Annotated in this window: 29 protein-coding genes; 24 read left to right on the plus strand and 5 right to left on the minus strand. The window is 71.7% G+C overall.

Annotation, left to right across the window (positions count from 1 at the left end; translation table 11 throughout):
* Positions 1-6: 6 nt before the first annotated feature.
* The 18 genes from FB474_RS18540 (at position 7) to FB474_RS18625 (ending at position 15,121) form a co-directional block, all read left to right on the plus strand.
* Entirely contained in the window at positions 7-438 is a 432-nt protein-coding gene (locus FB474_RS18540; RefSeq protein WP_141790333.1) for a flagellar hook assembly protein FlgD, read from the plus strand.
* Between the two features lie 127 nt (positions 439-565).
* On the plus strand, positions 566-1,825 hold the full coding sequence (locus tag FB474_RS18545) for a flagellar hook protein FlgE (RefSeq protein ID WP_141790334.1): 1,260 nt from the start codon (positions 566-568) through the stop codon (positions 1,823-1,825).
* An 85-nt stretch (positions 1,826-1,910) separates the two neighbouring features.
* On the plus strand, positions 1,911-2,438 hold the full coding sequence (locus tag FB474_RS18550; protein ID WP_141790335.1) for a SecDF P1 head subdomain-containing protein: 528 nt from the start codon (positions 1,911-1,913) through the stop codon (positions 2,436-2,438).
* A 198-nt stretch (positions 2,439-2,636) separates the two neighbouring features.
* Positions 2,637-2,888, plus strand: coding sequence for a flagellar FlbD family protein (locus FB474_RS18555; protein ID WP_141790336.1), 252 nt, complete (start codon positions 2,637-2,639; stop codon positions 2,886-2,888).
* A gap of 1 nt (position 2,889) precedes the next feature.
* On the plus strand, positions 2,890-3,690 hold the full coding sequence (locus FB474_RS18560) for a flagellar motor protein (protein ID WP_141790337.1): 801 nt from the start codon (positions 2,890-2,892) through the stop codon (positions 3,688-3,690).
* Positions 3,690-4,523, plus strand: a complete 834-nt coding sequence (locus tag FB474_RS18565; RefSeq protein ID WP_141790338.1) for a flagellar motor protein MotB — start codon at positions 3,690-3,692, stop codon at positions 4,521-4,523. The genes FB474_RS18560 and FB474_RS18565 overlap by 1 nt, the downstream gene beginning before the upstream one ends.
* A gap of 1 nt (position 4,524) precedes the next feature.
* Entirely contained in the window at positions 4,525-5,034 is a 510-nt protein-coding gene (locus FB474_RS18570; protein ID WP_141790339.1) for a flagellar basal body-associated FliL family protein, read from the plus strand.
* Positions 5,035-5,116: 82 nt separating this feature from the next.
* Positions 5,117-5,986 (plus strand): flagellar motor switch protein FliM, encoded by an 870-nt coding sequence (gene fliM / locus FB474_RS18575; RefSeq protein ID WP_141790340.1) that lies wholly within the window; start codon positions 5,117-5,119, stop codon positions 5,984-5,986.
* Between the two features lie 75 nt (positions 5,987-6,061).
* On the plus strand, positions 6,062-6,856 hold the full coding sequence (gene fliN, locus FB474_RS21025) for a flagellar motor switch protein FliN (RefSeq protein WP_246092609.1): 795 nt from the start codon (positions 6,062-6,064) through the stop codon (positions 6,854-6,856).
* Positions 6,853-7,365: a flagellar biosynthetic protein FliO gene (locus tag FB474_RS18585; protein WP_141790341.1), complete on the plus strand. Its 513-nt coding sequence runs from the start codon at positions 6,853-6,855 to the stop codon at positions 7,363-7,365. The genes fliN and FB474_RS18585 overlap by 4 nt, the downstream gene beginning before the upstream one ends.
* A complete protein-coding gene (gene fliP / locus FB474_RS18590; protein ID WP_246092610.1) occupies positions 7,358-8,251 on the plus strand; it encodes a flagellar type III secretion system pore protein FliP in 894 nt (297 codons plus the stop codon). Before FB474_RS18585 ends, fliP begins: the two co-directional genes overlap by 8 nt.
* 18 nt (positions 8,252-8,269) lie before the next feature.
* Positions 8,270-8,542: a flagellar biosynthesis protein FliQ gene (fliQ, locus tag FB474_RS18595; RefSeq protein ID WP_141790342.1), complete on the plus strand. Its 273-nt coding sequence runs from the start codon at positions 8,270-8,272 to the stop codon at positions 8,540-8,542.
* The gene (locus tag FB474_RS18600; RefSeq protein WP_141790343.1) at positions 8,542-9,315 is read left to right on the plus strand and encodes a flagellar biosynthetic protein FliR; all 774 of its coding nucleotides are present in this window, start codon (positions 8,542-8,544) and stop codon (positions 9,313-9,315) included. The genes fliQ and FB474_RS18600 overlap by 1 nt, the downstream gene beginning before the upstream one ends.
* Positions 9,312-10,412, plus strand: coding sequence for an EscU/YscU/HrcU family type III secretion system export apparatus switch protein (locus FB474_RS18605; RefSeq protein WP_141790344.1), 1,101 nt, complete (start codon positions 9,312-9,314; stop codon positions 10,410-10,412). The genes FB474_RS18600 and FB474_RS18605 overlap by 4 nt, the downstream gene beginning before the upstream one ends.
* A 92-nt stretch (positions 10,413-10,504) precedes the next feature.
* On the plus strand, positions 10,505-12,562 hold the full coding sequence (flhA, locus tag FB474_RS18610) for a flagellar biosynthesis protein FlhA (RefSeq protein WP_141790345.1): 2,058 nt from the start codon (positions 10,505-10,507) through the stop codon (positions 12,560-12,562).
* Positions 12,546-13,631, plus strand: a complete 1,086-nt coding sequence (locus tag FB474_RS18615) for a hypothetical protein (protein WP_141790346.1) — start codon at positions 12,546-12,548, stop codon at positions 13,629-13,631. The genes flhA and FB474_RS18615 overlap by 17 nt, the downstream gene beginning before the upstream one ends.
* Entirely contained in the window at positions 13,628-14,086 is a 459-nt protein-coding gene (locus FB474_RS18620) for a hypothetical protein (RefSeq protein WP_141790347.1), read from the plus strand. Before FB474_RS18615 ends, FB474_RS18620 begins: the two co-directional genes overlap by 4 nt.
* 60 nt (positions 14,087-14,146) lie before the next feature.
* Positions 14,147-15,121, plus strand: coding sequence for a pirin family protein (locus FB474_RS18625; protein ID WP_141790348.1), 975 nt, complete (start codon positions 14,147-14,149; stop codon positions 15,119-15,121).
* 119 nt (positions 15,122-15,240) lie between these two features.
* Here FB474_RS18625 and nicT read toward each other — a convergent pair whose 3' ends face one another.
* Positions 15,241-16,359 (minus strand): Nickel transporter NicT, encoded by a 1,119-nt coding sequence (nicT, locus tag FB474_RS18630; RefSeq protein WP_185746263.1) that lies wholly within the window; start codon positions 16,357-16,359, stop codon positions 15,241-15,243.
* Positions 16,360-16,525: 166 nt separating this feature from the next.
* Between nicT and FB474_RS20875 the strand changes: the two genes are divergently transcribed.
* The 4 genes from FB474_RS20875 (at position 16,526) to FB474_RS18645 (ending at position 19,724) form a co-directional block, all read left to right on the plus strand.
* Positions 16,526-16,693 carry a hypothetical protein gene (locus FB474_RS20875; RefSeq protein WP_185746264.1) on the plus strand — a complete coding sequence of 56 codons (168 nt, stop codon included), beginning with the start codon at positions 16,526-16,528 and terminating at the stop codon, positions 16,691-16,693.
* Positions 16,694-16,798: 105 nt separating this feature from the next.
* Positions 16,799-17,920 carry a Re/Si-specific NAD(P)(+) transhydrogenase subunit alpha gene (locus tag FB474_RS18635; protein ID WP_141790349.1) on the plus strand — a complete coding sequence of 374 codons (1,122 nt, stop codon included), beginning with the start codon at positions 16,799-16,801 and terminating at the stop codon, positions 17,918-17,920.
* Complete coding sequence (locus FB474_RS18640) at positions 17,920-18,231, plus strand: NAD(P) transhydrogenase subunit alpha part 2 (protein ID WP_141790350.1); 312 nt, start codon at positions 17,920-17,922, stop codon at positions 18,229-18,231. Before FB474_RS18635 ends, FB474_RS18640 begins: the two co-directional genes overlap by 1 nt.
* Positions 18,228-19,724: an NAD(P)(+) transhydrogenase (Re/Si-specific) subunit beta gene (locus FB474_RS18645; RefSeq protein ID WP_141790351.1), complete on the plus strand. Its 1,497-nt coding sequence runs from the start codon at positions 18,228-18,230 to the stop codon at positions 19,722-19,724. Before FB474_RS18640 ends, FB474_RS18645 begins: the two co-directional genes overlap by 4 nt.
* Before the next feature lie 153 nt (positions 19,725-19,877).
* Here FB474_RS18645 and FB474_RS18650 read toward each other — a convergent pair whose 3' ends face one another.
* The gene (locus FB474_RS18650; RefSeq protein WP_141790352.1) at positions 19,878-21,383 is read right to left on the minus strand and encodes an amino acid permease; all 1,506 of its coding nucleotides are present in this window, start codon (positions 21,381-21,383) and stop codon (positions 19,878-19,880) included.
* A 257-nt stretch (positions 21,384-21,640) separates the two neighbouring features.
* Here FB474_RS18650 and FB474_RS18655 point away from each other — a divergent pair, with 257 nt between their 5' ends.
* Complete coding sequence (locus tag FB474_RS18655; RefSeq protein ID WP_342778145.1) at positions 21,641-23,242, plus strand: FMN-binding glutamate synthase family protein; 1,602 nt, start codon at positions 21,641-21,643, stop codon at positions 23,240-23,242.
* 76 nt (positions 23,243-23,318) lie between these two features.
* Positions 23,319-25,049 (plus strand): thiamine pyrophosphate-dependent enzyme, encoded by a 1,731-nt coding sequence (locus FB474_RS18660; RefSeq protein WP_141790354.1) that lies wholly within the window; start codon positions 23,319-23,321, stop codon positions 25,047-25,049.
* A gap of 3 nt (positions 25,050-25,052) precedes the next feature.
* Here the strand turns inward: FB474_RS18660 and FB474_RS18665 are convergent, their stop codons facing one another.
* The 3 genes from FB474_RS18665 to FB474_RS18670 form a co-directional block, all read right to left on the minus strand.
* On the minus strand, positions 25,053-25,745 hold the full coding sequence (locus tag FB474_RS18665; protein ID WP_221632677.1) for a PH domain-containing protein: 693 nt from the start codon (positions 25,743-25,745) through the stop codon (positions 25,053-25,055).
* A 3-nt stretch (positions 25,746-25,748) separates the two neighbouring features.
* On the minus strand, positions 25,749-25,919 hold the full coding sequence (locus FB474_RS20880; protein WP_185746265.1) for a hypothetical protein: 171 nt from the start codon (positions 25,917-25,919) through the stop codon (positions 25,749-25,751).
* Positions 25,920-26,051: 132 nt separating this feature from the next.
* Positions 26,052-26,846, minus strand: a complete 795-nt coding sequence (locus FB474_RS18670) for an HNH endonuclease family protein (protein ID WP_246092611.1) — start codon at positions 26,844-26,846, stop codon at positions 26,052-26,054.
* Between the last annotated feature and the right edge of the window lie 26 nt (positions 26,847-26,872).

A 26,872-nucleotide genomic window follows, 5' to 3' on the forward strand; every position in this document is an offset into this window, starting at 1 on the left:
CCCCAGATGACCGACGCCATCGGCGCGACCGGTGCGTACGCCGCCGCTGCTGCCGCCAGCACGACCTCGAGCTCGGGCACGTCCGCGACCGGCTTCAACGCCATGGGCAGCGACGCGTTCCTCAAGCTCCTCGTGGCCCAGCTGAAGTACCAGGACCCCAGCCACCCCGCGGACGGCACCCAGATGCTCGGCCAGTCCGCGCAGTTCCAGATGGTCGAGAAGCTCCAGCAGATGGCCGACCAGAACACCCAGCTGCTCGCCGAGCAGCAGACGCTCGCCTCGGTCGGCCTCGTCGGCCGCACCGTGGCCTACTCGGACAGTGGTCACGCCGCCAGCGGTGTCGTCAGCTCCGTCCGGTTCAGCCCCGGTGGGCCCGTGCTCACCATCGGCTCCACCGAGGTGCCGCTCACCGCGGTCACCGAGGTCCGCTCGTCCTGACCAGCCCGCCCACCACCCACTGACTTCCCGCTTTCCCACCCGCCGACAGGGACGTTCCCGGGGTTTGAGACCCCTCGAAACCCGGAGGAACGTCCCTCTCGGCGCCAGAAGACAAGGAACACCGACCATGCTTCGTTCGCTCTTCTCGGCCGTCTCCGGCCTCCGCGGCCACCAGACCATGATGGACGTCATCGGCAACAACATCGCCAACATCAACACCGCCGGCTACAAGAGCAGCCAGGTGGTCTTCGAGGACACGCTCAGCCAGGCCCTGAAGGCTGCCGGCTCCCCGCAGGGCACCAGCGGCGGCACCAACCCCGCCCAGGTCGGCCTCGGCGTGCGCGTCGGCGGCATCATGACCAACTTCTCCCAGGGCGCGACCCAGATGACCGGTCGCTCGACCGACATCACGCTGCAGGGCGACGGCTTCTTCGTCGTCAAGCAGGACGGGCAGACGCTGTACTCCCGCGCCGGCGCCTTCTCCTTCGACGCGCTCGGCAACCTGGTCAACCCCGACGGCGCGATCGTGCAGGGTTGGCCGGCGGACTCGCAGGGCAACGTCAACACCAACGCCGCGACGACCGGCCTGAAGCTGCCGATCGGCCAGATCAAGAACCCGCAGGAGACCGCCACCATGCACGTCGGCGGCAACCTGCCGTCCGACGCTGCCGTGGGGGACAAGCTGGTCAGCTCGATGGACATCTTCGACAGCCAGGGCAAGGCGATCTCCGCGACGTTCACCTACACCAAGACGGCCACCGACGCCTGGAGCCTGGACGTCTCGGTGCCCAACGCCACCGGCGGGGCGGCCGCGACCGTCGCCACCCAGGCCCTGACGTGGGACCCGACGACCAGCACCTTCACGCCCGGCCAGGGTGCCCCCGTGACGGTGGCCAAGGGAGGCCTCAACGCGGCGGGCTACACCTTCAACCAGGACGTCTCGCTCGGGCTGGGCACCACCTCCAACCCGTTGACGCAGTTCGCCTCCGCCAACACGGTCAGCGCCCTGGACCAGGACGGCTCCGCGCTCGGCAGCCTGCAGTCGTTCACCCTCTCGCCGGACGGCACCCTGCTGGGCATCTTCTCCAACGGCCAGAAGCAGGCCCTGGGCCAGGTCGCCGTGGCCAACTTCAACAACCCGCCCGGCCTGGAGAAGGTCGGCGGCTCGCTCTACCGCGACACGTCCAACTCCGGCACCCCGGCCGTCGGCCTCGCCGGCACGGGAGGCCGCGGCACCCTGGCCAGCGGCGCCCTGGAAATGAGCAACGTCGACCTCGCCCAGGAGTTCACCAACCTCGTCGTCGCCCAGCGCGGCTTCCAGGCCAACTCCCGCGTGGTCACTGCCTCCGACGAGATCCTGCAGGACCTGGTCAACATGAAGCACTGACGCAGCAGAGCTCGACAACCCGACGCGGGGCCCCGGTTCACCGAACCGGGGCCCCGCTGGCCTGTCATGGCCCGAGACTGGGCAGGTGTCTGCTCCCGTGCCCACCGCTCTGCTCGCCGTGGCCGTCGCGTTCCTGGTCACCGCGTGCGGGCCCGGCACCGATGGCGCTGGCAGCGGCTCGCCGGCTGCGCAGCTGGAGCTGCGCCTCCTGACCTCCGTCGAGGACGGCCCGTGCAGCGGCCCGCCGCTGACGTCGCCGGGACCGGGCCGCGCGTGCGCCCTGTCCGGGTCGGAGACGTACGACCTGGGGCCGGCGCTCGCCGGGGTCGCGCCCATCCGGGCCGAGATCCACGACGACCCCCTGGGGCAGGTCCTGGTCGTCTGGCTCGACGGGTCGGACAGGCCGAGGCTGGCGGACGTCACCCGCCGGGCGGTCGGCCGGCGTCTGGCCGTCCTGGTCCAGGGCCGGGTCCTCGTGGCTCCGGAGGTGCAGCGGCCGATCACCGAGGGCCAGATGGCGCTGGCCGTGCCGACACGGCTCGTGGCTGCTCAGGTGGCCGGGGCGCTCCACGCGTCGGAGACGTCGCCGTCACATGCCCCCGAGGGTCCGTGAGCCGGTGCGCGCCCGCGGGTGGGCACCCGCGGGCCGCGCGCCCGTCATACAGGCGGCGCAGGTATGCCCGGTGGTCCCCGGCGTGCCTGCGCCGTCGTCGTCGGCGGGTGGGCTAAGGAGCGGCGGGCCGGTGCCGATAGGCACCTGTGCGGGACCACGGACGGCCCCGCCTGTCACTGCCCACGGATGGACGACGCCATGATCATGGTCACCCGGCGCAACGGGAGCGCCTTCGCCCTCAACCCCGACCTCATCGAGCGGGTTGAGGCGACCCCGGACACCGTGATCACGCTCGTCGGCGGCACGAAGTACGTCGTGTCCGAGGGCGTGGACGAGATCATCGAGCAGGTGCGCGAGTTCCGCGCTGCCATCCTCGCTGCCGCCGGGCAGGTCACGCCCGAGCCGCACCGACCGGGCCACCTGCGCCCGGTCACGGACCTGGAGCGCTGAGGTGGAGCTCGGCACCGTCGGTGGCATCGTCGCGATCTTCGTCGCGGTCATCGGCTCGATGGTCATGGAGGGCGGCAACCCCGGCTCCCTGATCATGATCCCGGCCATGCTGCTCGTCTTCCTCGGCACCTTCGGCGCCGCGATGGCGGGCAACACGATCAAGGACCTCACCGTCGTGCTGGCCCAGACCAGGAAGGCGTTCACCGCCAAGGTCCCCGACGGCCAGGACGTCGTCGCCACCATCGTCGGCATGGCCGACCGGGCGCGCCGTGAGGGGCTGCTGGCCCTGGAGGACATGGCACGCGACGTCGAGGACCCGCTGCTCAAGCGGGGCATCGAGATGACCGTCGACGGGACGGACGGCGACGAGATCGCCGACATCCTCGAGGCCGAGGTGGCCAGCAAGCGCGCCGCCGACAAGGTCGGCATCAAGTTCTACGGCGACATGGGCGGCTATGCCCCCACCCTGGGCATCATCGGCACCGTCATGGGCCTGGTGCACGTGCTGGAGAACCTCTCCGACCCGTCCAAGCTGGGCCACCTCATCGCCGGGGCCTTCGTGGCGACCCTGTGGGGCGTGCTCACCGCCAACGCGCTGTGGCTGCCGCTGTCCAACAAGCTCAAGCGGCTCAGCGAGCTCGAGGCCGCGCACATGGAGATGCTCATCGAGGGCGTCCTCGCCGTGCAGTCCGGCACCAACCCCCGCCTGGTCGAGAAGAAGCTGCGCTCGATCCTGCCCGCCGCCCCGGCCAAGGGTGACAAGGCGGTCAAGGGCGCGGCGCCGGTGAAGGAGGCGGCCTGATGGCCCGCCGCCGCTCGCGCCACGGCGCGCACGAGGAGGCGCACGAGAACCACGAGCGCTGGCTGCTCACCTACGCCGACATGATCACCCTGCTCATGGTGCTGTTCATCGTGCTGTTCGCGATCGGTGAGACCAACAAGAGCAAGTTCGACAAGCTGCACGACGGGCTGGCGGCCTCGTTCGGCACGCCCACCGTCGTCGACGGCGGCCAGGGCATCCTCCAGGGCAGCCAGAACCAGGCCCCCGTGCCCGACGAGTCCCGGGAGGCCCAGGTCGCCCTCGCCCGGCAGAAGCAGCAGCAGCTGAGCGCGGCCCGCGAGAAGGAGCAGATGGACCGCATCCGGGCGCTCATCACCGCTGCGCTCGCGAAGAAGGGCCTCGTCGACGCGGTGCAGTTCAGCACCGACGAGCGCGGGCTGACCGTCAACGTGGTCACCGACCGGGTGCTGTTCGACCTCGGCCAGGCCGACCTGCGCGTCGAGGGCCGTGACGTGCTCGACGCGATCGCGCCGGCGCTCAAGGGGCTGCCCAACCACGTCACCGTCGAGGGGCACACCGACAATGCGCCGATCAGCAGCGCGCGGTTCGCCTCCAACTGGGAGCTGTCGACCGAGCGCGCGACCACGGTCCTGCGCTACCTGCTCGGCCACGGCCTGGCGCCGAGCCGCTCGTCCGCCGCCGGCTACGCCGACCAGCGCCCCCTCGTCGCCAACGACACCGCCGGGCACCGCGCCCGCAACCGCCGCGTCGCGATCGTGGTGCTGTCCATGACCTCCCAGACCCCGGGCCAGGACCCCTTCCCGTCGGTCGCCACCCCCGTCCCCGGAGCCTGACGTGTCCCAGTCCACCGCCGCCCTGCACGAGAACCACGGCGCCGCCCAGGCCGAGGCGCCCGCCCCGGGGAAGTCGCGCAAGCGCGTCATCCTGGCCGTCGTGGCCGTGGTGGTGCTCGCCGCCGGCGCCGTCATCGGCATGAAGATGTTCGACTCGCCCGCGGCCAAGGAACCCGACCCGGCCACGGTGCCCGGCACGATCGAGAAGATCGACTCGATGACGGTCAACCTCGCCGACGGCCGCTACCTCAAGGTCGGGGTTGCCCTGCAGCTGAGCAAGAAGGCGTCGCCGACCCCGGTGGTCGAGGGGGCCTCGACCGACGGTGCGGTGACGTTCGACCCGGCCAAGGCGCAGGACGCGGTCATCACGGTCTTCGGGCGCCGCACCTACGGCCAGCTGCTCGCCGCCGGCGGGCGCGAGAAGGCCCAGGGGGCGCTGCTCAAGGAGGTCAACAAGCGCTACTCCGGTGGGGTGCTGGGGGTGTACTTCACGGAGTTCCTCATGCAGTGAGCCCTCACTCCGGAGGGTCGCGTTGACAGGCCTCCGCCGACTTCTCAGGTTGTGACCGTTTCGGCCGATCTGTGACTTTGTGATGCCCTCGTCGGACGCCTACGACTTCCGTCGCCCCAACCGGTTCAGCCGTGAGCACGTGCGGGCGCTGCAGATCGTCAACGAGACGTTCGCGCGCCAGTTCGCCACCGTGCTCTCGACCACCCTGCGCGTGGTCTCCCAGGCCAGCGTCACCTCGGTGGGCCAGACGACGTACGACGAGTACGTCGCCTCCGTGCCCAACCCGTCGCTGCTCGCGGTGCTCTCCTTCGACGAGCTGCCGGGTCAGGGCGTCTTCCAGCTGCCCATGGACATCGTCATGGGCGTCGTCGACCGGCTCCTCGGCGGACCCGGCGGGGGCAACCAGCCCTCCCGTGCCCTGTCCGACATCGAGACCGGCCTGGTCCGCCGGCTCGTCCAGCGCATCGTCCTGGAGCTGACCTACTCCTTCGAGTCCCTCGACCTCGTGGTCCACCCCAAGGTGGTCAACCTCGAGTCCGACGCGCAGTTCATGCAGCTGGCCCCGCCCGCGGAGCCGGTCATCCTCTCCCGCTTCGACATCCGCATCGGCGACCAGCAGGCGGTCTCCACGCTGTGCCTGCCGTTCGCCACGCTCCAGCCCGCGCTGGACAAGGTCGGCGCCCGGACGAGCACCCCCCGCACCGGCGCGGACAGCGTCGCGGCCCGCCAGGTCGAGCAACGGCTGTATGCGGTGCCGGTCGAGGTCACCGTCGCGTTCCGCGAGGTCAGCCTCACCTCCTCGGAGGTCCTCGCGCTGGCTGTCGGCGACGTGCTGCCGCTGCGCCACCCCGTCGCCGAGCCGCTCAGCGTCGCAACCGACGGCATCCGTGTCGCCGCCGCGGTGCCGGGCAGCCAGGGCCAACGCCTGGCCTGCCAGGTCGTCTCCGCCTGACCGTCCCGCACGCCACCGCACCACGCCCGCCCCACTCCCGCCCCACTCCCGCCCCGCACCTCACCAAGGACCACCGTGACTGCCATCGCCTCCCCCGTGGACACCACCGCGCTGCAGACCGCTGCCCAGAGCATCGCCGCGCGCATCCCCGCCGCCGGCCAGCTCGAGGCCCGGGTGCTCAACGCCCTCGAGCGGGGCACCTTCACCCAGGGCGCCGGTGCCGTCGCCATCGCGGTGCGGGTCTCCGGCCCGATGACCGCAGACATCGCGCTCATCGTCGGCCCCGAGGCCGCGGCCGCCCTGGCCGAGGGCCCCGCCGGCGCGACGGGCCCCCTGGCCACGTGGGAGTCCACCCTCGAGGACGTCGTGTCCGCGTTCGGGGTGCAGGTCGGCGGGCTGCAGACGGAGGCCTTCCGCGAGGTCGACGCCGCCACCGTGGTGCGCGTGGGCGTCGGCGAGCTGCAGCAGGTGGCCGGCCTGTTCGACGGCACCTCCCTGGTCGCCGCCATCGTCGTGACCGCGGACGCGGGGGCCACGCAGGCCCAGGCCGCGCCGGTCCAGGCCGCCACCTTCCAGCCCCTCGCGGGCTCGAGCGCCCCGGTCGTCGACCCGCGCCGCCTGCAGCTGCTGCGCGATGTCGTCATGGGCGTCAGCGTCGAGCTCGGGCGGACCCGGATGACCGTGCGCGAGCTGCTGTCCCTGACCCCCGGCGCGATCGTCGAGCTCGACCGCGCGGCGGGCAGCCCGGTGGACCTGCTGGTCAACGGCACCCTGATGGCACGCGGCGAGGTGGTAGTGGTCGACGAGGAGTTCGCCGTCCGCGTCACCGAGATCGTCGCCCCCGACCTCGACGGCCGGCTTGGGGCATGAGCGACGGCTCGGCCGTGGCCACGCTCGTGCGGCTGGCCTTCTCCCTGGCGCTGGTGCTCGGCCTCATGGTCCTGGCGGCGCGGCTGCTGCGCCGGCGCCAGCTCGGGCTCGGTGGCACACGCCCGCGTCCCCAGCTGCCGCTGCAGGTCCTGGCGCGCCACGGCCTGAGCCGCACCGCGTCCGTCTCGGTGGTCCAGGTGGGTGAGCATGTGCTCGTCCTCGGGGTCACCGAGAGCTCGGTGGAGGTCCTGCGCGAGCTGGACCCGGCCGAGCTGTCGTATGCCGTGCCGGAGCCGGCGTTGCCCGGGCTCGCCTCCGGCCTCACCTCGACGCTCCAGTCGGGCCTGGCCTCGAGCCTCGCGGCCGGGCTGCGCCAGCGTCGTCCCGCCGCCGGTGACACGGTCGACGGTGTCGAGGGGGAGCGCCCCCGCAGCCAGTGGTCCGCGCCGGGCCTGGACTTCGGCGTGATGCTGGAGTCGTTGCGCGAGAAGACGACCCGTCGTGGCTGAGCCGCAGTCCCCGGCACGCACCGCACGGCAGGACCCCACCCGCACCCGCGGGGCCAGGCCGCTGGTCGTGCTCCTGTTCCTCCTGGCCGCGCTGTTCGTGCCGGTCTCGGCGGCCGCGGCCGCGCACGCCGCGCCCCGGGCCGTCGCCGCCCACCCCGCCGTGACCGCCCTCGGTGCGCTGCCGGCAGCGCCCAATCCCACCCCGAGCCCGGGCAAGGGCACCGGCAACGTCTCGGTCAAGGTGGACCCCGTCGGTGGCAAGCCCAGCCAGACGGTGAGCATCATCCTGTTGCTCACCGTGCTCTCGGTCGCCCCGGCGCTGCTGGTGCTCACGACCTCGTTCACCAAGGTCATCGTGGTCCTGTCGCTGACCCGCAACGCCCTCGGCACCCCGACCATCCCGCCGAACCAGGTGCTGGCCGGGCTGGCCCTGTTCCTCAGCCTGTTCATCATGGCGCCGGTGCTGGGCCAGATGAACGCCAAGGGCGTCCAGCCCTACCTGGCCGGCAAGATCACCCAGCAGCAGGCCTACGAGCGGGCCTCCGCCCCGCTGCACGACTTCATGATCAGGCAGACCCGCAAGGACGAGCTGGCGACGATGGTGAAGCTGAGCAAGGAGAAGCCCCCGGCCAGGCCGGCCGACGTGCCGATGACCACGCTCATCCCCGCGTTCGTCCTGTCGGAGCTGAAGTCGGCGTTCATCATCGGCTTCGTCATCTTCATCCCGTTCCTGGTGATCGACCTCGTCGTGAGCTCGTCCCTGATGTCGATGGGCATGATGATGCTGCCGCCGGTGCTGATCTCGTTGCCGTTCAAGCTGTTGCTCTTCGTCATGGTCGACGGCTGGGACATGGTCGCCAAGTCGCTCGTCACGAGCTATCACTGAGGTGAGGAGGGACCGGTCATGACCGACACAGCCGTGGTGCACCTGGCCGTGCAGTCGATGATCATCGCGATGAAGCTGGCCGCGCCGATCCTCATCGTCAGCCTCGCCATCGGCTTCGGCATCTCGCTGATGCAGTCGGTGACCCAGATCCAGGAGGTCACGCTCAGCTTCGTGCCCAAGCTGCTCGGCGTGGCCATCGTCATCCTGCTGAGCGGCCACTGGATGCTCAGCGAGGTCGTCGACTTCACGCGCCAGCTCTTCGACTCGCTGCCGCAGCTGCTGAGCGGCTGATGGACTTCGCCGTCCCCACGGCCACCCTGCTCGCGGTCCTGCTCGCCACCGTCCGCGCCAGCGCGTGGCTCGCCGTGGCCCCGCCGTTCAACACCCGCGCCATCCCCACGATGGTCAAGGTGGCGCTGGCCTTCGCCCTGGCCCTGCCGGTCGGGCCGCGGCTGTCCGGCCAGGCACCGCCGCTGGAGCTGTTCCCGCTCATCGGCGCCGTCCTGTTCCAGGTGGCGGTCGGCCTGAGCCTGGGCTTCCTGGCGCAGCTGCTCTTCTCCGCGGTGCAGGCCGCCGGCGAGCTCATCGACCTCGCCAGCGGCTTCACCCTGGCCAGCCTCTACGACCCGCTGTCCAACGTCAGCAGCAGCATGTTCGGCCGGGTGCAGCAGCTGCTCGCCGTCACCCTGCTCTTCGCCCTCAACGGGCACCTGCTGCTGATCCGGGGCTTCCTGACCTCCTTCGAGGTGCTGCCGCTGCGGGTGGTCAGCATCGGCGCGCTGGCCGGCACGGTCACGAGCAACGTGGGGCGCTTCTTCGTCGCCGCCCTCGAGATCGCCGCCCCCGTCGTGGTGGTGCTCTTCCTCGCCGAGCTCGCCCTCGGCCTGGTCAGCCGCGCCGTGCCCTCGCTGAACGTGCTGGCGATGAGCTTCCCGCTGAAGATCCTGCTCACCCTGTCGCTGGCCGGGGTCGCGATCGGGCTGCTGCCCGGCGCCGTCAGCGCCCTGCTGGACCGGATCACCACCGACGTGGCCGCGGCCCTGAGGATCCTGGGGGCGGCGTGAGTGACAAGTCGCAGAAGACCGAGAAGCCCACCCCGCAACGCCGCCGGGAGGCGGTGAAGGAGGGGCGGATCGCCCGTTCGGCCGACGTCTCGGCCTGGCTGACCGTGCTCGCGGTGAGCTTCCTCGCCCCGGTGACCGTCCGGCATACCCGCGAGCTGTTCACCACGCTGATGGGGCAGGTGCAGCAGGTCATCGCCGACCCGCAGCCGCAGCGCGCCACCGAGCTGATGAGCGGGGCGGTCACCGGCATGCTCGGGGCGCTGGCGCCGCTGCTGTTCGGCACCGTCGTCGTCGCGCTCGTCGGCAACGTCGCCCAGGGCGGGCTGCGCGTGTCCAGCAAGCGGTTCAAGCCCAAGTGGGAGCACCTCAACGTCGCCAAGGGCATCAAGCGGATGGTGGGGGCGCAGGCGGCCTGGTCGCTGGCCAAGACGCTGCTCAAGTTCGGCCTGCTCGGCGTCGTCGCGTGGATGCTGCTCAAGGGCGTCGTCGCGCAGTTCACCGGCACCGCGTGGTCGCTGTCGTCGGCGATGCTGGGGGCGGTCGACGCGGCCCAGCACCTGCTGCGGGTGGTCGCGGTCGTCGGCCTGGTGATCGCCGCCGCCGACTACCTCGTCGAGCGCCGTCGGGTCGAGAAGTCGATGATGATGAGCCGCGAGGAGATCAAGCGCGAGGCCCGCCAGTCCGAGGGTGACCCGCACCAGAAGGGCGCCCGGCTCGGCCGCCAGCGCGAGCTCAGCCGCAACCGGATGATCAGCAACGTCCGGGACGCCGACGTGGTGATGGTCAACCCGACCCACGTGGCCGTGGCACTGAAGTACGAGAGCGGCAGCGGCGCCCCGCGGGTGGTCGCCAAGGGCGCCGGCGCGGTGGCCACGCGGATCCGCGAGGAGGCCGCCACGCACCGGCTGCCCATGGTCGAGGACGTGCCGCTCGCGCGGGCCCTGTATGCCGCGTGCGAGGTGGGGGAGGAGATCCCCGTCGCCCTCTACGACGCGGTGGCCCGGGTGCTGGCGTTCGTCATGTCGCTGCGCCTGCGCGGCACCGCCGTGGGCGTGCACCGCAGCCCCGTGCCCCTGGGCCTGGTGCCCACGCCCTGATCCTCAGGTCGGGGCCGGCCGTGCCGATAGGGCCCCGCCAGGACGGCACCCGGAGCAGCCACGGATGGTTGGCCCCCATCCCGTGAGGTCTCGTGAAGTCCAGCCGCGTCGGTCAGATCGGCATCCCCGCAGCGATCATCTCCATCGTCGTCATGATGGTGGTCCCGCTGCCCACGATGCTGCTCGACCTGCTCCTCGCCGTGAACATCACCGGCGCCGTCCTGATCCTGCTCGTCAGCCTCTACGTGACCAAGCCGCTGGACTTCGCGGTGTTCCCGTCGCTGCTGCTGATCATGACGATGTTCCGGCTGGCGCTGAACGTCAGCGCGACCCGCCTGGTGCTGCTCAACGGCTTCGCCGGCAAGGTGATCGAGTCGTTCGGCCACTTCGTGGTGGGTGGCTCGATCGTCGTCGGCCTGGTCATCTTCGTCATCCTCATCGTCATCCAGTTCGTCGTCATCACCAACGGCGCCGGCCGGGTCGCGGAGGTCGCGGCGCGGTTCACCCTCGATGCGATGCCCGGCAAGCAGATGGCGATCGACGCCGACCTCAACTCCGGCCTGATCGACGAGGACGAGGCGCGCCGCCGCCGGCAGGAGGTCTCCCAGGAGGCCGACTTCTACGGCGCCATGGACGGTGCGTCCAAGTTCGTCAAGGGCGACGCGATCGCGGCGATCGTCATCACCGTGGTCAACCTGCTCGGCGGGTTCATCGTGGGCGTGGTGCAGCGGCACCAGTCGATGGGCGAGGCGATCTCGACCTACAGCCTGCTCTCCGTCGGTGACGGCCTGGTCTCGCAGATCCCCGCGCTGCTCATCTCGATCTCGACCGGCCTCATCGTCACCCGGGCGACGACCGAGCGGGACATGGGCAGCGACCTGCTGCACCAGTTCGGCCAGCAGCGCCGCGCCCTGCAGGTGGCCGGCTCGGCGATCCTGTTCCTGGCGCTCATCCCCGGCCTGCCCAAGCTGCCGTTCATGCTGGTCGGCGGCTCGGTCCTGCTGATCGCCCAGCGCCTGCCCAAGCAGTCCACCGGCGAGCCCACGCCCGCCGAGACCGAGGCCGCGGCGGCCGCGGCGGCGGGCCCGTCGCCCGACAGCCCCGAGGCCATCGCCAACGACATGCGGGTCGAGCCGCTGGAGCTCGAGCTGGCCTACGACCTCATCGACCTGGTCGACTCGACCGTCGGCGGCGACCTGCTCGACCGGGTCAAGGCGCTGCGGCGCAAGCTGGCCCTCGAGCTCGGCATCGTCATCCCGCTGGTGCGCACGCGGGACAACCTCGACCTGCCGCCGCGGACCTACGCGATCAAGCTGCACGGCGTCGAGGTCGCCCGCGGCGAGGCGCCGGCCGGCATGATCCTGGCCATCGGCGACGACCTGGCCAGCCTGCCCGGCACGGTCACCAAGGAGCCGGTCTTCGGCCTGGACGCCAAGTGGGTGCCGGCCGAGCTGCGCCGCCACCCCGGCCTGACCAGTGCCACCGTCGTCGACCGTTCCTCGGTCGTGACGACGCACCTGGCCGAGGTCGTGCGCACCCACGCCCACCAGCTGCTCGGCCGCGAGGACGTCAAGGCGCTGGTCGACATGGTCAAGGCCACGCACCCGGTCGTCGTCGAGGAGCTCACCCCGACCCCGTTGACCCTCGGCGAGGTCCAGCGCGCCCTGCAGGCCCTGCTCGCCGAGCGGATCTGCATCCGCGACCTGGTCCGCATCTTCGAGGCCCTGTCCGCGCGCGGCCGGGTCAGCACCGACCCGGACGGCCTGGCCGAGGCGGCGCGCGCCGCGCTGGGCCCGGCGATCTCCGCCGCGCACGCCGTCGACGGCAAGCTCCCGGTCATCACCCTCGACCCGCTGCTGGAGCAGAACCTGCTCGAGTCGCTGCGCTCGGGGGAGAACGGCGGCTTCCTCATGCTCGACCCGATGTATGCCGAGCGGCTGGTCCTCGAGGCGGCCCGCCTCGCCGAGGCGGCCGAGCAGCGCGGCGAGGCGCCGGTCCTGGTCTGCGCCGCGCCGCTGCGCCTGCCGGTGCGCCGGCTGCTGGAGGCGGCCGCGCCGCGCCTGCCGGTCCTGGCCTACCCCGAGCTCGGCGGGTCGCTCACCCTGACGACAGTCGGCGTGGTCGAGGTCGCCCATGCGCCGACAGCTTGAGGGCCCGCACCTGCCCACGCTGGTGGAGCGGGTGCGTGCCGAGTACGGCAACAGCGCGCGGATCGTCTCCGCCGAACGGGTCCGCCGCGGCGGGGTCGGCGGTTTCTTCGCCCGGGAGCGGTTCCACCTCGTCATCGAGGTGACGCCGCGCCCCGGCCAGGTCGAGGTCCGGTCCGGGGTCGCCCCGGACGGCACGGTCTCCGGGCCGGTGCTCGCCCCGCCCGCGCCGGCCACCTCGCTGCTGGAGCTGGCCGACCGGGTCAGCGCCCAGGAGGACGCCCTGCGCGCCGGTGCGGCGCCGTCCCCGGAGGTGTCCACCGAGACCCCGGCGTTCGCCGACGTCCTCGCCCGGCTGCACGACACCGTGGCGGAGGCGGCGCCGCCTGTCCCGCGGACCGCGCCACGGGTCTTCCCCGACCTGACCGGGCGGGCCGAGGCCCTGGGCATCCCGCCGACCGTGCTCGTCGGCGCCCATGACCCGGTCGTGCTCTACCGCCGGCTCGCGGCCTGGCTGGAGTCCTTCCCCGCCCCGCCGCTGCCGGCCCACGCGCCCGGGCAGGTGCTGGCGCTCGCCGGCGAGCTGCCCGCCGCCCTGCGCGTGGCCGGGGTGCTGGCCCGCGAGATCGGCGCCGCCCAGTGGGACATCTTCGTGGTCACGCCCTCGCCGTCGTCGGTGCAGGGCATCCCGCTGGCCCGGGTCTTCGGTGACGCAGCTGCCGTGGCCGCCCAGCGCCGCAGCTGGGGTCAGGGGCGGCCGAGCAAGGTGGTCGTCGTCGACGCCCCGATGCTGCCGGACCTGCGCGGCTGGGCGCACGGCGTGCTGGCCGCGCTGGCGCCGACCCTGACCTGGGGCGTGGTGCACGCCTCGAGCAAGCCCGGGGACGTCGCCCGCTGGGCCGCCCGCCTCGGCCAGGTCGACGCCCTGGCCCTGGAGCACGTCGCGGCCACGGCAGACCCCGCCTCGGTGCTCACCCAGTGCCCGGTACCGGTCGGGTTGCTGGACGGTCGCCGCGCCACGGTCGAGGTGTGGGCCGACCTGCTCACCGCACGGTTGGAGGCAGAACGATGAGCCGCAAGGCCAAGGGTGGTGCCGGCGCTGGTCCGGGCAAGGGAGCGCGCAAGGTCGGCGCGGCGCCGCCGCGTGAGGCCGTGACGATCGCGCTGCTGCTGGTCGTGCCGGCCGAGCTGCTGCTGCTCGACGGCAACCTGTCGGTGCCGCAGCTGGTGGCCCGCGTGGCCGGGGCGCTGGCCCTGACCTGGCTGGCCGCGTCGGTCATCGGCGGCACGGTCCGATCGGCCCGGCGCTCCCTTGCCCGGGCCCGGGCCGAGGCCGCGGCCGAGGAGGCACGGGCCCGACGGGAGGCGCGCAAGGCAGCCAAGGCGGCCGCGGCCGAGGCGGAGCAGCCGGGCACCGGGCAGTCGGGCGCCGAGCAGTCAGGTGCAGGGCAGCCGGGCGGCGGGCCGCTCGGCGGGCCGTTCGGCGCGGAGGTGAGCGGCGCGGCATACGGCCTGCAGGGGGAATGAGTTGACCGCGCACCGCGTTCGGGTAGATAGTTGAATCAGAAACTATCTGAGGAGCCCGTTGTGCCTGCTGTGTCCGTGTCCGACCTGACCGTCCTGCCCCGCGTGCCGGCGCTGTCCCCGGTCGCGACCCAGCGCCCCGTGGTGTCGATCACCAGCGCGCCGTCGTCGTTCGAGGGTGAGGGGTTCCCGGTCAAGCGCGCCTTCGCCGGCGTCGACCTGCGCCTGCTCGACCCGTTCATCCACATGGACGAGATGGGCGAGGTCGACTATGCACCGGGTGAGCCCAAGGGCACGCCGTGGCACCCGCACCGCGGCTTCGAGACGGTGACCTACATCATCGACGGGATCTTCGACCACCAGGACTCCTTCGGTGGCGGCGGCACCATCACCAACGGCGACACCCAGTGGATGACCGCCGGCTCGGGGATCCTGCACATCGAGGCCCCGCCGGAGCACCTCGTCGTCAGCGGCGGCCTGTTCCACGGGTTCCAGCTGTGGGTGAACCTGCCGAAGTCCGACAAGCTGCAGGCCCCGCGCTACCAGGACCTGCGCTCCGGCGAGGTCGCGCTGCTCAGCTCGGCCGACGGTGGTGCGCTGTTGCGCGTCATCGCCGGTGACGTGGCGGGCGTCGCCGGTCCCGGCTCGACGCACACGCCGATGACCATGATCCACACCACGATCCACCCCGGCGCCGAGCTCGAGCTGCCGTGGCGCGAGGACTTCAACGCCCTCGTCTACGTCATGGGCGGCAACGGGTTCGTCGGCCCCGGGCAGTCGCCGATCGGCACCGGCCAGCTCGCCGTCATGGGCCGGGGCTCGGCGCTGCGGCTGTCGGCGGCGCAGGGCCAGGAGGCCCGCTATGCCGGGGGCATGGAGGTGCTGATCCTGGGTGGCGCGCCGATCCGCGAGCCGATCGCCTGGGCCGGGCCGTTCGTCATGAACACCCGCGCCGAGCTGGTGCAGGCCTTCGAGGACCACAACGCCGGCCGCCTCGGCCAGCCCGTCCCGCACGGCGACGTGGGCGGCACCGCCTGACCCAGCCACCCGGCATACCTCGCCCGGACGCAGCACATCCGTCGTTCCCGCCCCTTCCGGGGTGCGAAACGACGGATGTGCTGCGTTCGGTGGGGCGCTCGGTATGCCGGGTGCTCGCCTCAGTCGGCGAGGCTCGCCTCCCAGCGCTGCTCGATCCGGCCGAAGCGCCACACCGCCAGGGCCAGCGCCCACGTGGCGACGAACAGCCCGACGATCCAGAAGCCGACGTCGTTGAGGTTGATCGCGGCGATGGCGGCCAGCGGGCCGGTGGTGATGTCGAGCTTCTCGGCGAGCAGGCCGACCAGCTCGATGACGCCGATGACCAGCGCGACCGCAACGGACAGCGCCGTGACGGTGATGTTGTAGTAGATCTTGCGGACCGGCTTGGAGAACGCCCAGCCGTAGGCGAAGTTCATGAACGAGCCGTCGATGGTGTCCAGCAGCGACATGCCCGCGGCGAAGAGCACCGGCAGGGTGAGGATCGCCCACCACGGCAGGCTCGCGGCCGCGGCCCCGCCGGCCACGACGAGCAGCCCGACCTCGGTGACGGTGTCGAAGCCGAGGCCGAACAGGAAGCCCGTGGGGTACATGTGCCACGGCTTGCTCACCGCGCGGGTGACCCGGCCCAGCACGCGGTTGAGGAAGCCGCGGTTGTTGAGGTGCTGCTCGAGCGCGGCCTCGTCGAAGTGGCCCTGCCGCATCCGGCGGAACACCTTGAGGATGCCCACCAGCGCCGCGAGGTTGACCAGGCCGATGGCGATGAGGAAGAAGCCGGAGACCGAGGTCCCCCAGACGCCCGTCGCCTGCTGCAGCGAGGACTGGTCGTTGCTCAGCTGGCCGGCCAGCGCGCGGATCCCGAACGCGAGCAGCGCCACCATGACGAAGACGACCGAGCTGTGCCCGAGGCTGAACCAGAAGCCCACGCTCATCGGGCGCTTGCCCTCGCTCATGAGCTTGCGGGTGGTGTTGTCGATGGCGGCGATGTGGTCGGCGTCGAAGGCGTGCCGCATGCCCAGGGTGTAGGCGGTCACGCCCAGCCCGATCCCGAACAGCTGGCCGCCCACCTGGTAGTGCGCCGGGCTGACCAAGCCGATGAGCACGCCCCAGCCGACGAGGTGCAGCGCGGCGATGAAGCCTGCCATGCCCCACAGGCTGCGCCGCTCCGCCGGGCCCAGGCCCCACCGGCCGCGCGGTGCGGCGTCGCCGGTCTGGGTCGGGGGCGCGGCGGTGAGGGTCATGGGTCCGAGCCTAGGGAGGCGCGGCCTCTTGTTGCAACTCTCTCGCAATAAGCACCGACGCGAGGATTTGCGATACGCAACGTAGCGAATCTATTCTTGACACGTCCCCACGGTGACCGCGCCGCACCCCGGCGCCGGCGCCACCGACTCCCCACCAGGAGACGCCATGACCACCCGCGTTCTTCGCCGCCAGCAGCCCCGCAGCTACCCGTACGACGCGGAGCACCGCCCGGTGCCCTACGCCGAGGTCCAGCGCGACGTCGGCTCCAGCCTCTTCCTCGGCGCGGTCGTGCTCATCGGCCTGATGACGCTGATCGTCCTCGGCCTCGTCTGAGCGCACCCCCAGCGGCCCGCAGCCACCCCGGAGTGACCGCACTCACGACCAGAATGTGAGCCGGAAGTCTGCCCAGTGGACACCCGCAGGCCCTAGGTTCGGGTCATGTTGGTGGCCGTTCCTGCAGAGACCCGGCGCGGAGAGCGCCGGGTCGCCCTCACTCCTGACGCCGTCGCCACGCTGACTGCGCAGGGTCACTCCGTCCGCGTCGAGTCCGGGGCCGGCGCCGCCGCCCTCGCCTCCGACGAGGCCTACCGCGATGTCGGCGCCGAGGTGGTCGACGGAGACGTCCTCGCCGAGGCCGACCTCGTCGCGCACGTCCGTCCCCTCCTGCCCGAACAGGTCGCCCGCCTCAGGCGGGGGAGCACCACGGTCGGGTTCGTGACCGGCGCGGGCGAGCTGCCCGGCATACAGGCGTTGCGCGACAACGGGATCAGCGCACTCGCCATGGAGCTGGTGCCGCGCATCTCGCGCGCGCAGTCCATGGACGCGCTCACCTCGCAGGCGCTGGTCGCCGGCTACCGCTGCGCGCTCGAGGCGGCCATGCGGCTGCCGCGGTTCTTCCCCCTCTTCATGACCGCCGCGGGCACCGTCCCGCCGGCCAAGGTGCTCGTCCTCGGCGCCGGTGTCGCCGGGCTGCAGGCCATCGCCACCGCCCGGCGGCTCGGCGCAGTGGTCGAGGCCTACGACGTGCGCCCGTCGTCGGCCGACGAGGTGAAGTCGATGGGCGCGACGTTCCTCGACCTCGGCCTCGACGCGGTCGAGGGCACCGGCGGCTACGCCCGAGAGCTGAGCGAGGACCGCGCCCGGCGCCAGCAGGAGGCGCTGACGCCGTTCATCAGCAAGTCCGACGTCGTCATCACCACCGCCGCGGTGCCGGGCCGCCCCGCCCCGCAGCTGGTCACCAAGGACATGCTCGCCGGTATGCCGGCCGGTTCCGTCGTCGTCGACCTCGCCGCCGAGAGTGGCGGCAACATCGAGGGATCCGTTGCGGGAGAAGAGGTCCAGGTCGGCGGGGTCCGGGTCTACGGCATGGCCGACCCCGCCTCGGCGATGCCCGTGGACGCCTCCCGGCTCTACGCCCGCAACGTCGTCAACCTGCTCGCCCTGGGCCTGTCCGAGGAGGGCTTCACGCTCGACCTCGACGACGAGGTGCTCGCCGGTGCGTGCATCGTGCACGACGGCGTGGTCCGCCACGCCCCGACCGCTGCTCTCCTGGAGGACTGATGGACGGCATCACCCTGCTGACGATCTTCGTGCTGGCGGTGTTCGTCGGCTTCGAGGTGGTCTCCAAGGTGTCGACGACGCTGCACACCCCGTTGATGAGCGGCGCCAACGCGATCCACGGCGTCATCCTCGTCGGCGCGATCATCGTCACCGGGCAGACGACCTCGACCGTCGGGCTGGTCCTCGGGCTGCTCGCGGTCGTCCTCGCCACGGTCAACATGGTCGGCGGCTTCGTGGTCACCGACCGGATGCTGGAGATGTTCAAGGGCCGCGGCCAGCGCCCCGCCGCCTCGCAGGAGGCCGGTCGATGAGGCTGCTCGACACCACCTGGACCTCGCTGGGCTACCTCGTCGCCGCGGTCTGCTTCATCCTCGCGCTCAAGGGCCTCTCCTCCCCGGCCACGGCCCGGCGCGGCAACCTCATCGGCGCTGCCGGTGCGGTGCTCGCGGTGCTCGTGGCGTTCCTGTCCACCGACCTCGAGCACGTGCTGCTCATCCTGCTGGCCATCGCCGTGGGCACGGCGCTCGGTGTCCCCGCCGCGCGGCGGGTCGCGATGACCCAGATGCCGCAGCTGGTCGCCCTGTTCAACGGCGTCGGTGGCGCTGCGGCCGCGCTGGTCGCCGGCCTGGAGCTGACCCGCACCATGTCGTTGCCGGGCGTGGGCCAGGTGTCCGCCCTCGTCATCGGCAACAAGGGCTGGTTCGCCTACGCGCCGCTGAGTGGCAGCACCTTCGTGCCTCCGGTGACCGGCACGGCATACGTCGCAGCCGCGGCGGGCGCGTTCACCGTCCTCGTCGGTGCGGTGTCCTTCGCCGGCTCCGTGGTCACCTTCGCCAAGCTGCAGGAGATCATGACGACCCGGCCGGTCACCTTCCCCGGTGGCCCGGTCGTCTTCGGCGGGAGCCTGGCCGTCGCGGTGGGGCTCGCCGTCGCGATCGTCGTGGACGTCCGGAACGGCGAGGTCAACGGCCTGCTCGTCCTCGCCCTCGCGCTGGTGTCGATGCTGGTCGGTGTGCTGTTCGTGCTGCCGGTCGGCGGCGCCGACGTGCCGATCGTCATCTCCCTGCTCAACGCGTTCACCGGCCTGACCGTCGCGGCCAGCGGCTACGTCCTCGACAACGTCCTGCTCCTCGTCGCCGGCACGCTCGTCGGCGCCAGCGGCACCATCCTGACCCGGCTCATGGCCGCGGCGATGGGCCGCAGCCTGGCCTCGATCCTGTTCGGCGCGTTCCGCCAGAAGGCGGCCGGTCCGGCCGGTCCGGGTGAGGAGCGACCGGTGCGCTCGGGCTCGCCGGAGGACGTCGCGATCCTGCTCGGCTACGCCCGCAAGGTCATCATCGTCCCCGGCTACGGCCTGGCCGTCGCCCAGGCGCAGCACACGATCCGCGAGCTCGCCGAGCTGCTCGAGGCGCGCGGCGTCGAGGTCCTCTACGGCATCCACCCGGTCGCCGGCCGGATGCCGGGCCACATGAACGTCCTGCTCGCCGAGGCCAACGTGCCCTACGAGGCGCTCAAGGAGATGGACGAGGTCAACCCGCAGTTCGCGACCACCGACGTCGCCCTCGTCGTGGGCGCCAACGACGTGGTCAACCCGGCGGCCAAGACGACGCCGGGCGCACCGATCTACGGCATGCCGATCCTCGAGGTCTCCCAGGCCAAGCAGGTCGTCTTCCTCAAGCGCTCGATGCGCCCCGGCTTCGCCGGCATCGAGAACGAGCTGCTCTACGACCCGAAGACGACGCTGCTGTTCGGCGACGCCAAGGAGTCGCTGACCAAGGTCGTCGCCAGCGTCAAGGGCCTCTGACCCCACCCGCGAGGTCGACGAAACCCACACCTCCCGCACCGGGACGTGTGGGTTTCGTCGACCTCGGCGCTCTCTCGGGACGGGCCCCAGACACGGGTATGCCGCGCCGGGAGTCCCGGCGCGGCATACCGATGGTGCGTGGTGGGGCGGCGGTCAGACCCGGTCGCCCGCGGTCTCGCCGAGCTCCATCGCGTCGACGCCCTCCTGGTCGGCCACCTCGAGGCGGCTGTTGCGGCGGGAGTAGAAGAAGTAGACGCCGAAGCCGAGGACCATCCAGATGAGGAACCGCAGCCAGGTCTCCACGCTGAGGTTGAGCATCAGGTAGAAGCAGACCAGGGCGGCGAAGATCGGCACGACCGGGTTGCCCGGCACCTTGAACGCCCGCTTGAGGTCGGGGCGGCGCTTGCGCAGCAGCGGGATCGCGATGGACACCAGGGTGAACGCCGCGAGCGTGCCGATGTTGACCATCTCCTCGAGCTTGCCGATCGGCGTGATCGAGGCGATCAGCGCGACGGCGGTGCCGATGGCGATGGTGATGGTGAGCGGGGTGCCGGTCTTGTGGTTGACCCTGGCCAGGCGCTTGGGCAGCAGCCAGTCGCGGCTCATGGCGAAGACGACGCGGGTCGCGCCGATCATCAGGGTCATGACGACGGTGGTCAGGCCGGCGACGGCGCCCGCGGCGATGATCGTGGCGAACCCGCCCTTGCCGACCGAGGCGAACGCGCTCGCCAGCGCTGCCTTCTCGTCGATCTTGTCGTAGCGCACCATGCCGGTGATGACGAGGGCGACGGCGATGTAGAGGACGGTGCAGATCGCCAGCGAGGCGATGATGCCCCGGGGCAGGTCGCGCTGGGGGTTCTTGGCCTCCTCGGCCGTGGTCGCGACGACGTCGAAGCCGATGTAGGCGAAGAACACGATCGAGGCACCGGCGACGATGCCCAGCACGCCGAACGTGGCCGGCTGGAAGCCGAACAGCAGCTGGATCAGCGGGGCGCCGAGGCCGCTGGAGGACTGGCCCTTGACCGACGGCGGGATGAACGGGGTGTAGTTCGAGGTCTTGACGTAGCCGATGCCCGCGAAGATCACGAACAGCACGATGAAGAGCTTGAGCCCGACGAGGACGAGGTTGACCCGCATCGACTCCTTGATGCCGATGGCGATCAGCGTCGTGAGCGCGGCGACGAGCAGGAAGGCCAGGAGGTCGAAGTGCGAGCCCGGCGCGAGCGAGGCGGGCCACGTGATGCCGATCTTGCCCAGGAAGAGCTCGGCGTACTCCGACCAGCCCTGGGAGACGACGCTGGCGCCGAGCATCAGCTCGAGAAGCAGGTCCCAGCCGATGATCCAGGCGACGAGCTCGCCGAGGGAGGCGTAGGAGAACGTGTAGGCCGAGCCGGACACCGGCACGGTCGAGGCGAACTCGGCGTAGCACAGGGCCGCCAGGCCACAGCAGACCGCGCCGATGACGAACGAGATGACGATGGCCGGGCCGGCGTACTGGGCCGCCGCCTTGCCGGTGACGGTGAAGATGCCCGCGCCGATGATCACGCCGATGCCGAAGACGGTGAGGTCGAGCGCGCTGAGCCGCTTCTTGAGCTGGTGGCCCTCTTCGTCGGTCTCGGCGATCGACTGCTCGATCGTCTTGGTGCGCAACACACTCATACTGGCTGCTCCTTGTGGGTGAGGTGTGCCTTCCCTGTGCACAGCGCTCGACACCATAGACCGAGCGCGCGCGGGTCGCCCATAGTGACGAAGCCAAAATGCGCCTTTTGCAGTAGTCCACATCATGGACGCCGGTCTTGTTGGGTGGACGCACGGGCGCGGTGTCGCCGCACGGACCTGCGGAACACAGGCCCCTGCTGTAGACCTGTTCCCCCGACTCCTGTCACCCCCTTGTTGTGGTGGCAGGCCGAACCCCCATGGGAAGGCAGGTCCGGATGCTGCGCTTCTTCCTCGGCGCCTCAGTCCTCGTCATCGGCGCGCTCGTCACCCTCGCCGCCGTCCTGGGCGGTCCCGGCTGGTGGGCACTGCTCGCCGTGGTCGCCCTCCTGCTGGTCCTGGGGATCTGGGACGTGCTCCAGCGGCGGCACTCGATCCTGCGCAACTACCCCGTCCTGGGGCACATGCGCTTCCTGCTCGAGGGGATCCGTCCCGAGCTGCAGCAGTACTTCATCGAGCGCAACTTCGACGGCCGGCCCTACGACCGGGACACGCGCTCGATCATCTACGAGCGGGCCAAGGGCATCCATGGCGAGCAGGCGTTCGGCACCGAGCGCGACGTCAACGCCATCGGCTACGAGTACCTCGTGCACTCCAGCCGGCCTCTGGACACCCCGGAGCACCCGCACCGGGTCCGGATCGGCGGACCGGACTGCACGCAGCCCTACGACATGTCGCTGCTCAACGTCTCGGCGATGAGCTTCGGGGCGTTGAGCGCCAACGCGATCCTGGCGCTCAACGCCGGCGCGGCCAAGGGAGGCTTCGCGCACGACACCGGCGAGGGCGGGCTGACGAAGTACCACCTCGAGCACGGCGGCGACCTGGTCTGGGAGATCGGCAGCGGCTACTTCGGGGCCCGGACCAAGGGCGGCGACTTCGACCCGGACATGTTCCGCGACAAGGCCGCCCACGACCACGTCAAGATGGTCTCGCTCAAGCTGAGCCAGGGGGCCAAGCCCGGCATCGGCGGCGTGCTGCCGGCGGCCAAGGTCAGCAAGGAGATCGCCGAGGCCCGCAACGTGCCCCAGGGCGAGAAGTGCGTGTCACCGGCATACCACCGGGTCTTCTCCACCCCGCGCGAGCTGGTCCACTTCATCGCCCGGATGCGCGAGCTGGCCGGCGGCAAGCCGGCCGGGTTCAAGCTGTGCGTCGGCTCCCGCACCGACGTGCTCGCCATCTGCAAGGCGATGGTCGCCGAGGGGATCACCCCGGACTTCATCATCGTCGACGGGGCCGAGGGCGGCACCGGCGCGGCGCCGCTGGAGTACGAGGACCACGTCGGCAGCCCGCTGACCGAGGGGCTGCTCACCGTGCACAACGCCCTCGTGGGGGCCGGGCTGCGCGACCGGGTCCGGGTCGGCGCGAGCGGCAAGGTCTCCACCGGGGTCGACATCGTCAAGCGGCTCATCCAGGGCGCCGACTACACCAACGCGGCCCGGGCGATGATGATGGCGACCGGCTGCATCCAGGCCCAGCGCTGCCACACCAACACCTGCCCGGTCGGCGTCACCACCCAGGACCCGCGCCGGATGCGGGCCCTCGACGTCGGGGACAAGACCCAGCGGGTGCACCGGTTCCACGAGGCCACGGTCGCGGAGGCAACCCAGGTCATCGCGTCCATGGGGCTGCACGGCCCGCACGAGCTGCGCCCGCACATGCTGCGGCGACGTATCGACCACACCACGACCGTCGGCTACGACCAGCTGTTTGACCACCTGCGTCCCGGGCAACTTCTTGAGCAGCCGCCGCAGTCGTGGCTGGCGGACTGGGAGCGGGCCGACCCCGACCGCTTCCAGCCCTGAGCCGCCCGGCGACCCCGCGGGCTCACCCGCGCCCGACCCGCACGTCCTGCACTCCCGCACGACCGAAGGAGACGACATGACCACCGTTGCCGAGCTGCTGGTCCAGGCCCTCGCCGACCACGGCGTGAAGACCATCTGGGGCGTGGTCGGGGACGCCCTCAACCCCGTCACCGACGCGATCCGCCGCGAGGAGCGGTTGGAGTGGGTCGGGGTGCGCCACGAGGAGGTGGGCGCGTTCGCCGCCGCGGCGCAGGCCCAGCTCACCGGCCGGCTCGGGGTGTGCATGGGCACGGTCGGCCCGGGCTCGGTCCACCTGCTCAACGGCCTGTATGACGCGAAGAAGTCCCACGCGCCGGTCCTGGCGATCTGTGGCCAGGTGCCGCTGGCCGAGCTGGGCAGCGACTTCTTCCAGGAGGTCGACAACGACGCGCTGTTCAGCGACGTGGCCGAGTTCAGCCGCACCGTGACCAGCGTCGAGCAGATCCCCGCGATGGTGGAGCAGGCGGTCAACGCGGCGCTGACCCGACAGGGCGTGGCGGTGCTGACCCTGCCCGGTGACGTCGGTGGGCTGGAGCTGCCCAAGCACACGCCGGTGCCGAGGTTCGTCGACGAGCACCCCGAGACCGTGCCGGCGCCGGAGGCCCTCGACCGGGCGGTCGAGCTGCTCGACGGGGCCGGCGCCGTGACGATGCTCGTCGGCCAGGGGGCCCGCGGTGCACGCGAGGAGGTGCTGGCCCTCGCGGAGAGGCTGGGCGCGCCCATGGTGCTGACACTCAAGGCCAAGGAGGGTCTGGAGCACGAGAACCCTTACGAGGTGGGCCAGTCCGGGCTCATCGGCAACCCGGCCGCCCAGCAGGCCCTCGAGGGCGGTGACGTCCTGCTCATGGTCGGCACCGACTTCCCCTACCGCGAGTTCTACCCGCAGGGGAAGACGGTCATCCAGCTCGAGGTGCGCCCCGAGCACATCGGGCGCCGGATCCCGGTCGACCTCCCGCTCGTCGGGCACGCCGCGCCGACGTTGCGGGCGCTGACCCAGCGGGTGGCCGCGAAGCCGGACCGCAGCCACCTCGACGCCGCCCGCAAGACCTTCACCGAGTGGCAGGAGCGGCAGGCGCGGTTGGCCGACCCGGCATACGACCGCACCCCCAAGGGGCTCCTGCGGCGCAAGCTGGACAACCCCGAGGAGCGCATCCGGCCGGAGGTGCTGGCCGCGGCGATCGACCGGCACGCCGCCGACGACGCCATCTTCACGTCCGACACCGGCATGGCGACGGTGTGGCTGAGCCGGTTCGTGCAGATGCGCGGGTCGCGCCGGCTGCTCGGCTCCTTCAACCTCGGCTCGATGGCCAACGCGATGCCCCAGGCGCTGGGTGCCGCGGCCCTGGACCGGGACCGTCAGGTCGTGGCGTTCTGTGGGGACGGCGGCCTGTCCATGCTCATGGGCGACCTCATCACCGCGGTGTCGCACGGGCTGCCGGTGAAGCTGGTCGTCTTCGACAACGGCCGCCTCGGCATGGTCAAGCTCGAGCAGGAGCAGGGCGGCCTGCCGGAGTTCGGCACCGTCCTGGACAACCCCGACTTCGCCGCGGTCGCCCGGGCCGTGGGGCTGACCGGGGTGCGCGTCACCGAGGCCGACCAGGTCGACGAGGCGGTGCGGGTCGCCCTCGCCACGCCTGGCCCGGTCCTGCTGGACGTGTTGACCAACCCCGACGAGATCGCGGTGCCGCCCAAGCCGAAGCTGAGCCAGGGCTGGGGCTTCGCCGTCGCCAAGCTCAAGGAGACCCTGGTCAGCGCGGGCGACGAGTGAGGCTCAGTCGCCGGAGAGCAGGTTGATCGGCCCCGTGTCGTCGCCCGGGTCGGGGTGCCGGCGCGGGGCCGGGGCGTGCACGGGGATCCCGCGCGAGTAGTCGTCGCTGGCCCGGTGGACCGGGCGGTGCATCGGACGGTGCAGCGGCACGTCGGGGTCGGGCACCTCGACCGTCTCGGTGGTCTCCTCCACGCCCGGGTCCGCGACGCCGAACAGCTCGGCGCAGATCGCCCGGTAGGTGCGGTCCGGGTGGGGCACGTAGCTCACCCGGCGCAGCGCCTGGTCCTGGCCCGCGCTCTCCATGAGGAACTGGCCGTAGCCCATGACCCGCCCCACCAGCGAACGGCTGTAGGACATGTCGGTGACCTTGGCCAGCGGCATCATCGCCACCTTGTTGGTGAACAGCCCGTAGGTCAGCAGCAGCCGCTTGTCGGTGGCGATGAACCAGTCATGGCGCCAGTTCGCCAGCCGCCACAGGGTCCGGCCGAGCACGGCAAACCACGCCCACCAGATGAGGTCGGCGAACAGCCCGGCCCCGCGCGGCAGCTCGGTGTCGAGCCAGGTCACCACCACCAGGGCAGCGAGCACCGAGGCCACCGGCTCGGCCACCTTGGCCCAGTGCTGGTGCATCGCCACCACGATGCGTTCGCCGTCGAGCAGGTAGCGCTCCAGCCCGCGGCCGCCCGGTCGTGCCACGGGCTACTTGTTGCCGAGCAGGGCGTCGAAGAAGTGGCCCAGGTTGACGAAGCCCTGCATGAGCAGCTCCCACACCTGGTGGACGATGTCGGCGGCCTGGGTCGGGGCGGTGATGATCGCGTAGACCGCGAACGCGCCGAGGACCCAGATCAGGACCTTCTTCGCGCGCACCATGGGGGACTCCTTGTTAGGCGGCAGTCGGGTAAAGCGCACCTATCGTGCCAAATCGGACGAATTGGCGCTCAGTGACGCGCCGTCGACTCCCTCCCGGTCTGCCGTGACGTGCGTCGCCCCGAGCGTCTCCCGTCAGTGCCCGGCGGGCGCCGGGACGGCGGCCTGGGCCTCGGTGGGCAGGGGCTGGCCCGGGCACGTCGCCAGGATCCGGGCCATGGCGTCGTGCTCGGCCACGGTCACCCACAGCCCGTAGCGGGCCTTGACGGCCACCTGCCGGGCGACGTAGCTGCAGCGGAACGCCTTGCGCGGCACCATCCACGTGGCCGCGTCGCCGTCGCCCTTGGCGCTGTTGAGGTTGCCCTGGACCGCCATGAGGTTCAGCGGGTCGTTGCCCAGCTGGGCCCGCTTCGTCGCGCTCCACGTCCCGGCGCCGGTCTGCCAGGCGTTGGACAGGGCCACGACGTGGTCGATCTGGACCAGGGTGCTGGTGCCGTTGCCGCGGCGGAAGGCGATGGTCGCCCCGCCGTAGGGGTCGTGCAGCGTCCCGGTGAGCACGATGCAGCCACGGGTGCGGGGCTTGACCGTCTCGCCGGTGAGGTCCCGGCGCAGGATGTCGTTGCGGGTGTCGCAGCCGTTGTGCCCGCCGGGGACGTCGACCGCGTCGCTCCACGCCTGCCCGAACTGCTCGCGGGTGTAGCCGGTCTTGGGTGCGCGGCCTTTGACCTTCAGCGTCCGCAGGGCCGCGACCGCGCTGCCCGAGCCGACCCGTGGGGCGCCGGCGCCCGGCCCCGCCGTGGACGAGGCTGCCGCCGTCGGGGCGCCCGGGTCCGGGAGGGCACGGGCGTCGGGGACGCACCCGGCGAGGCTGAGCGCGATACCGGTGGTGGCGAGCAGGGACGCGGGCAGGCGGAAGCGACGCGAGCGCAACAGGATCGGACCTTCGGGGGGGGGTG

Source organism: Oryzihumus leptocrescens, from assembly GCF_006716205.1.
In the GTDB taxonomy this organism is placed as follows: Bacteria; Actinomycetota; Actinomycetes; order Actinomycetales; family Dermatophilaceae; genus Oryzihumus; species Oryzihumus leptocrescens.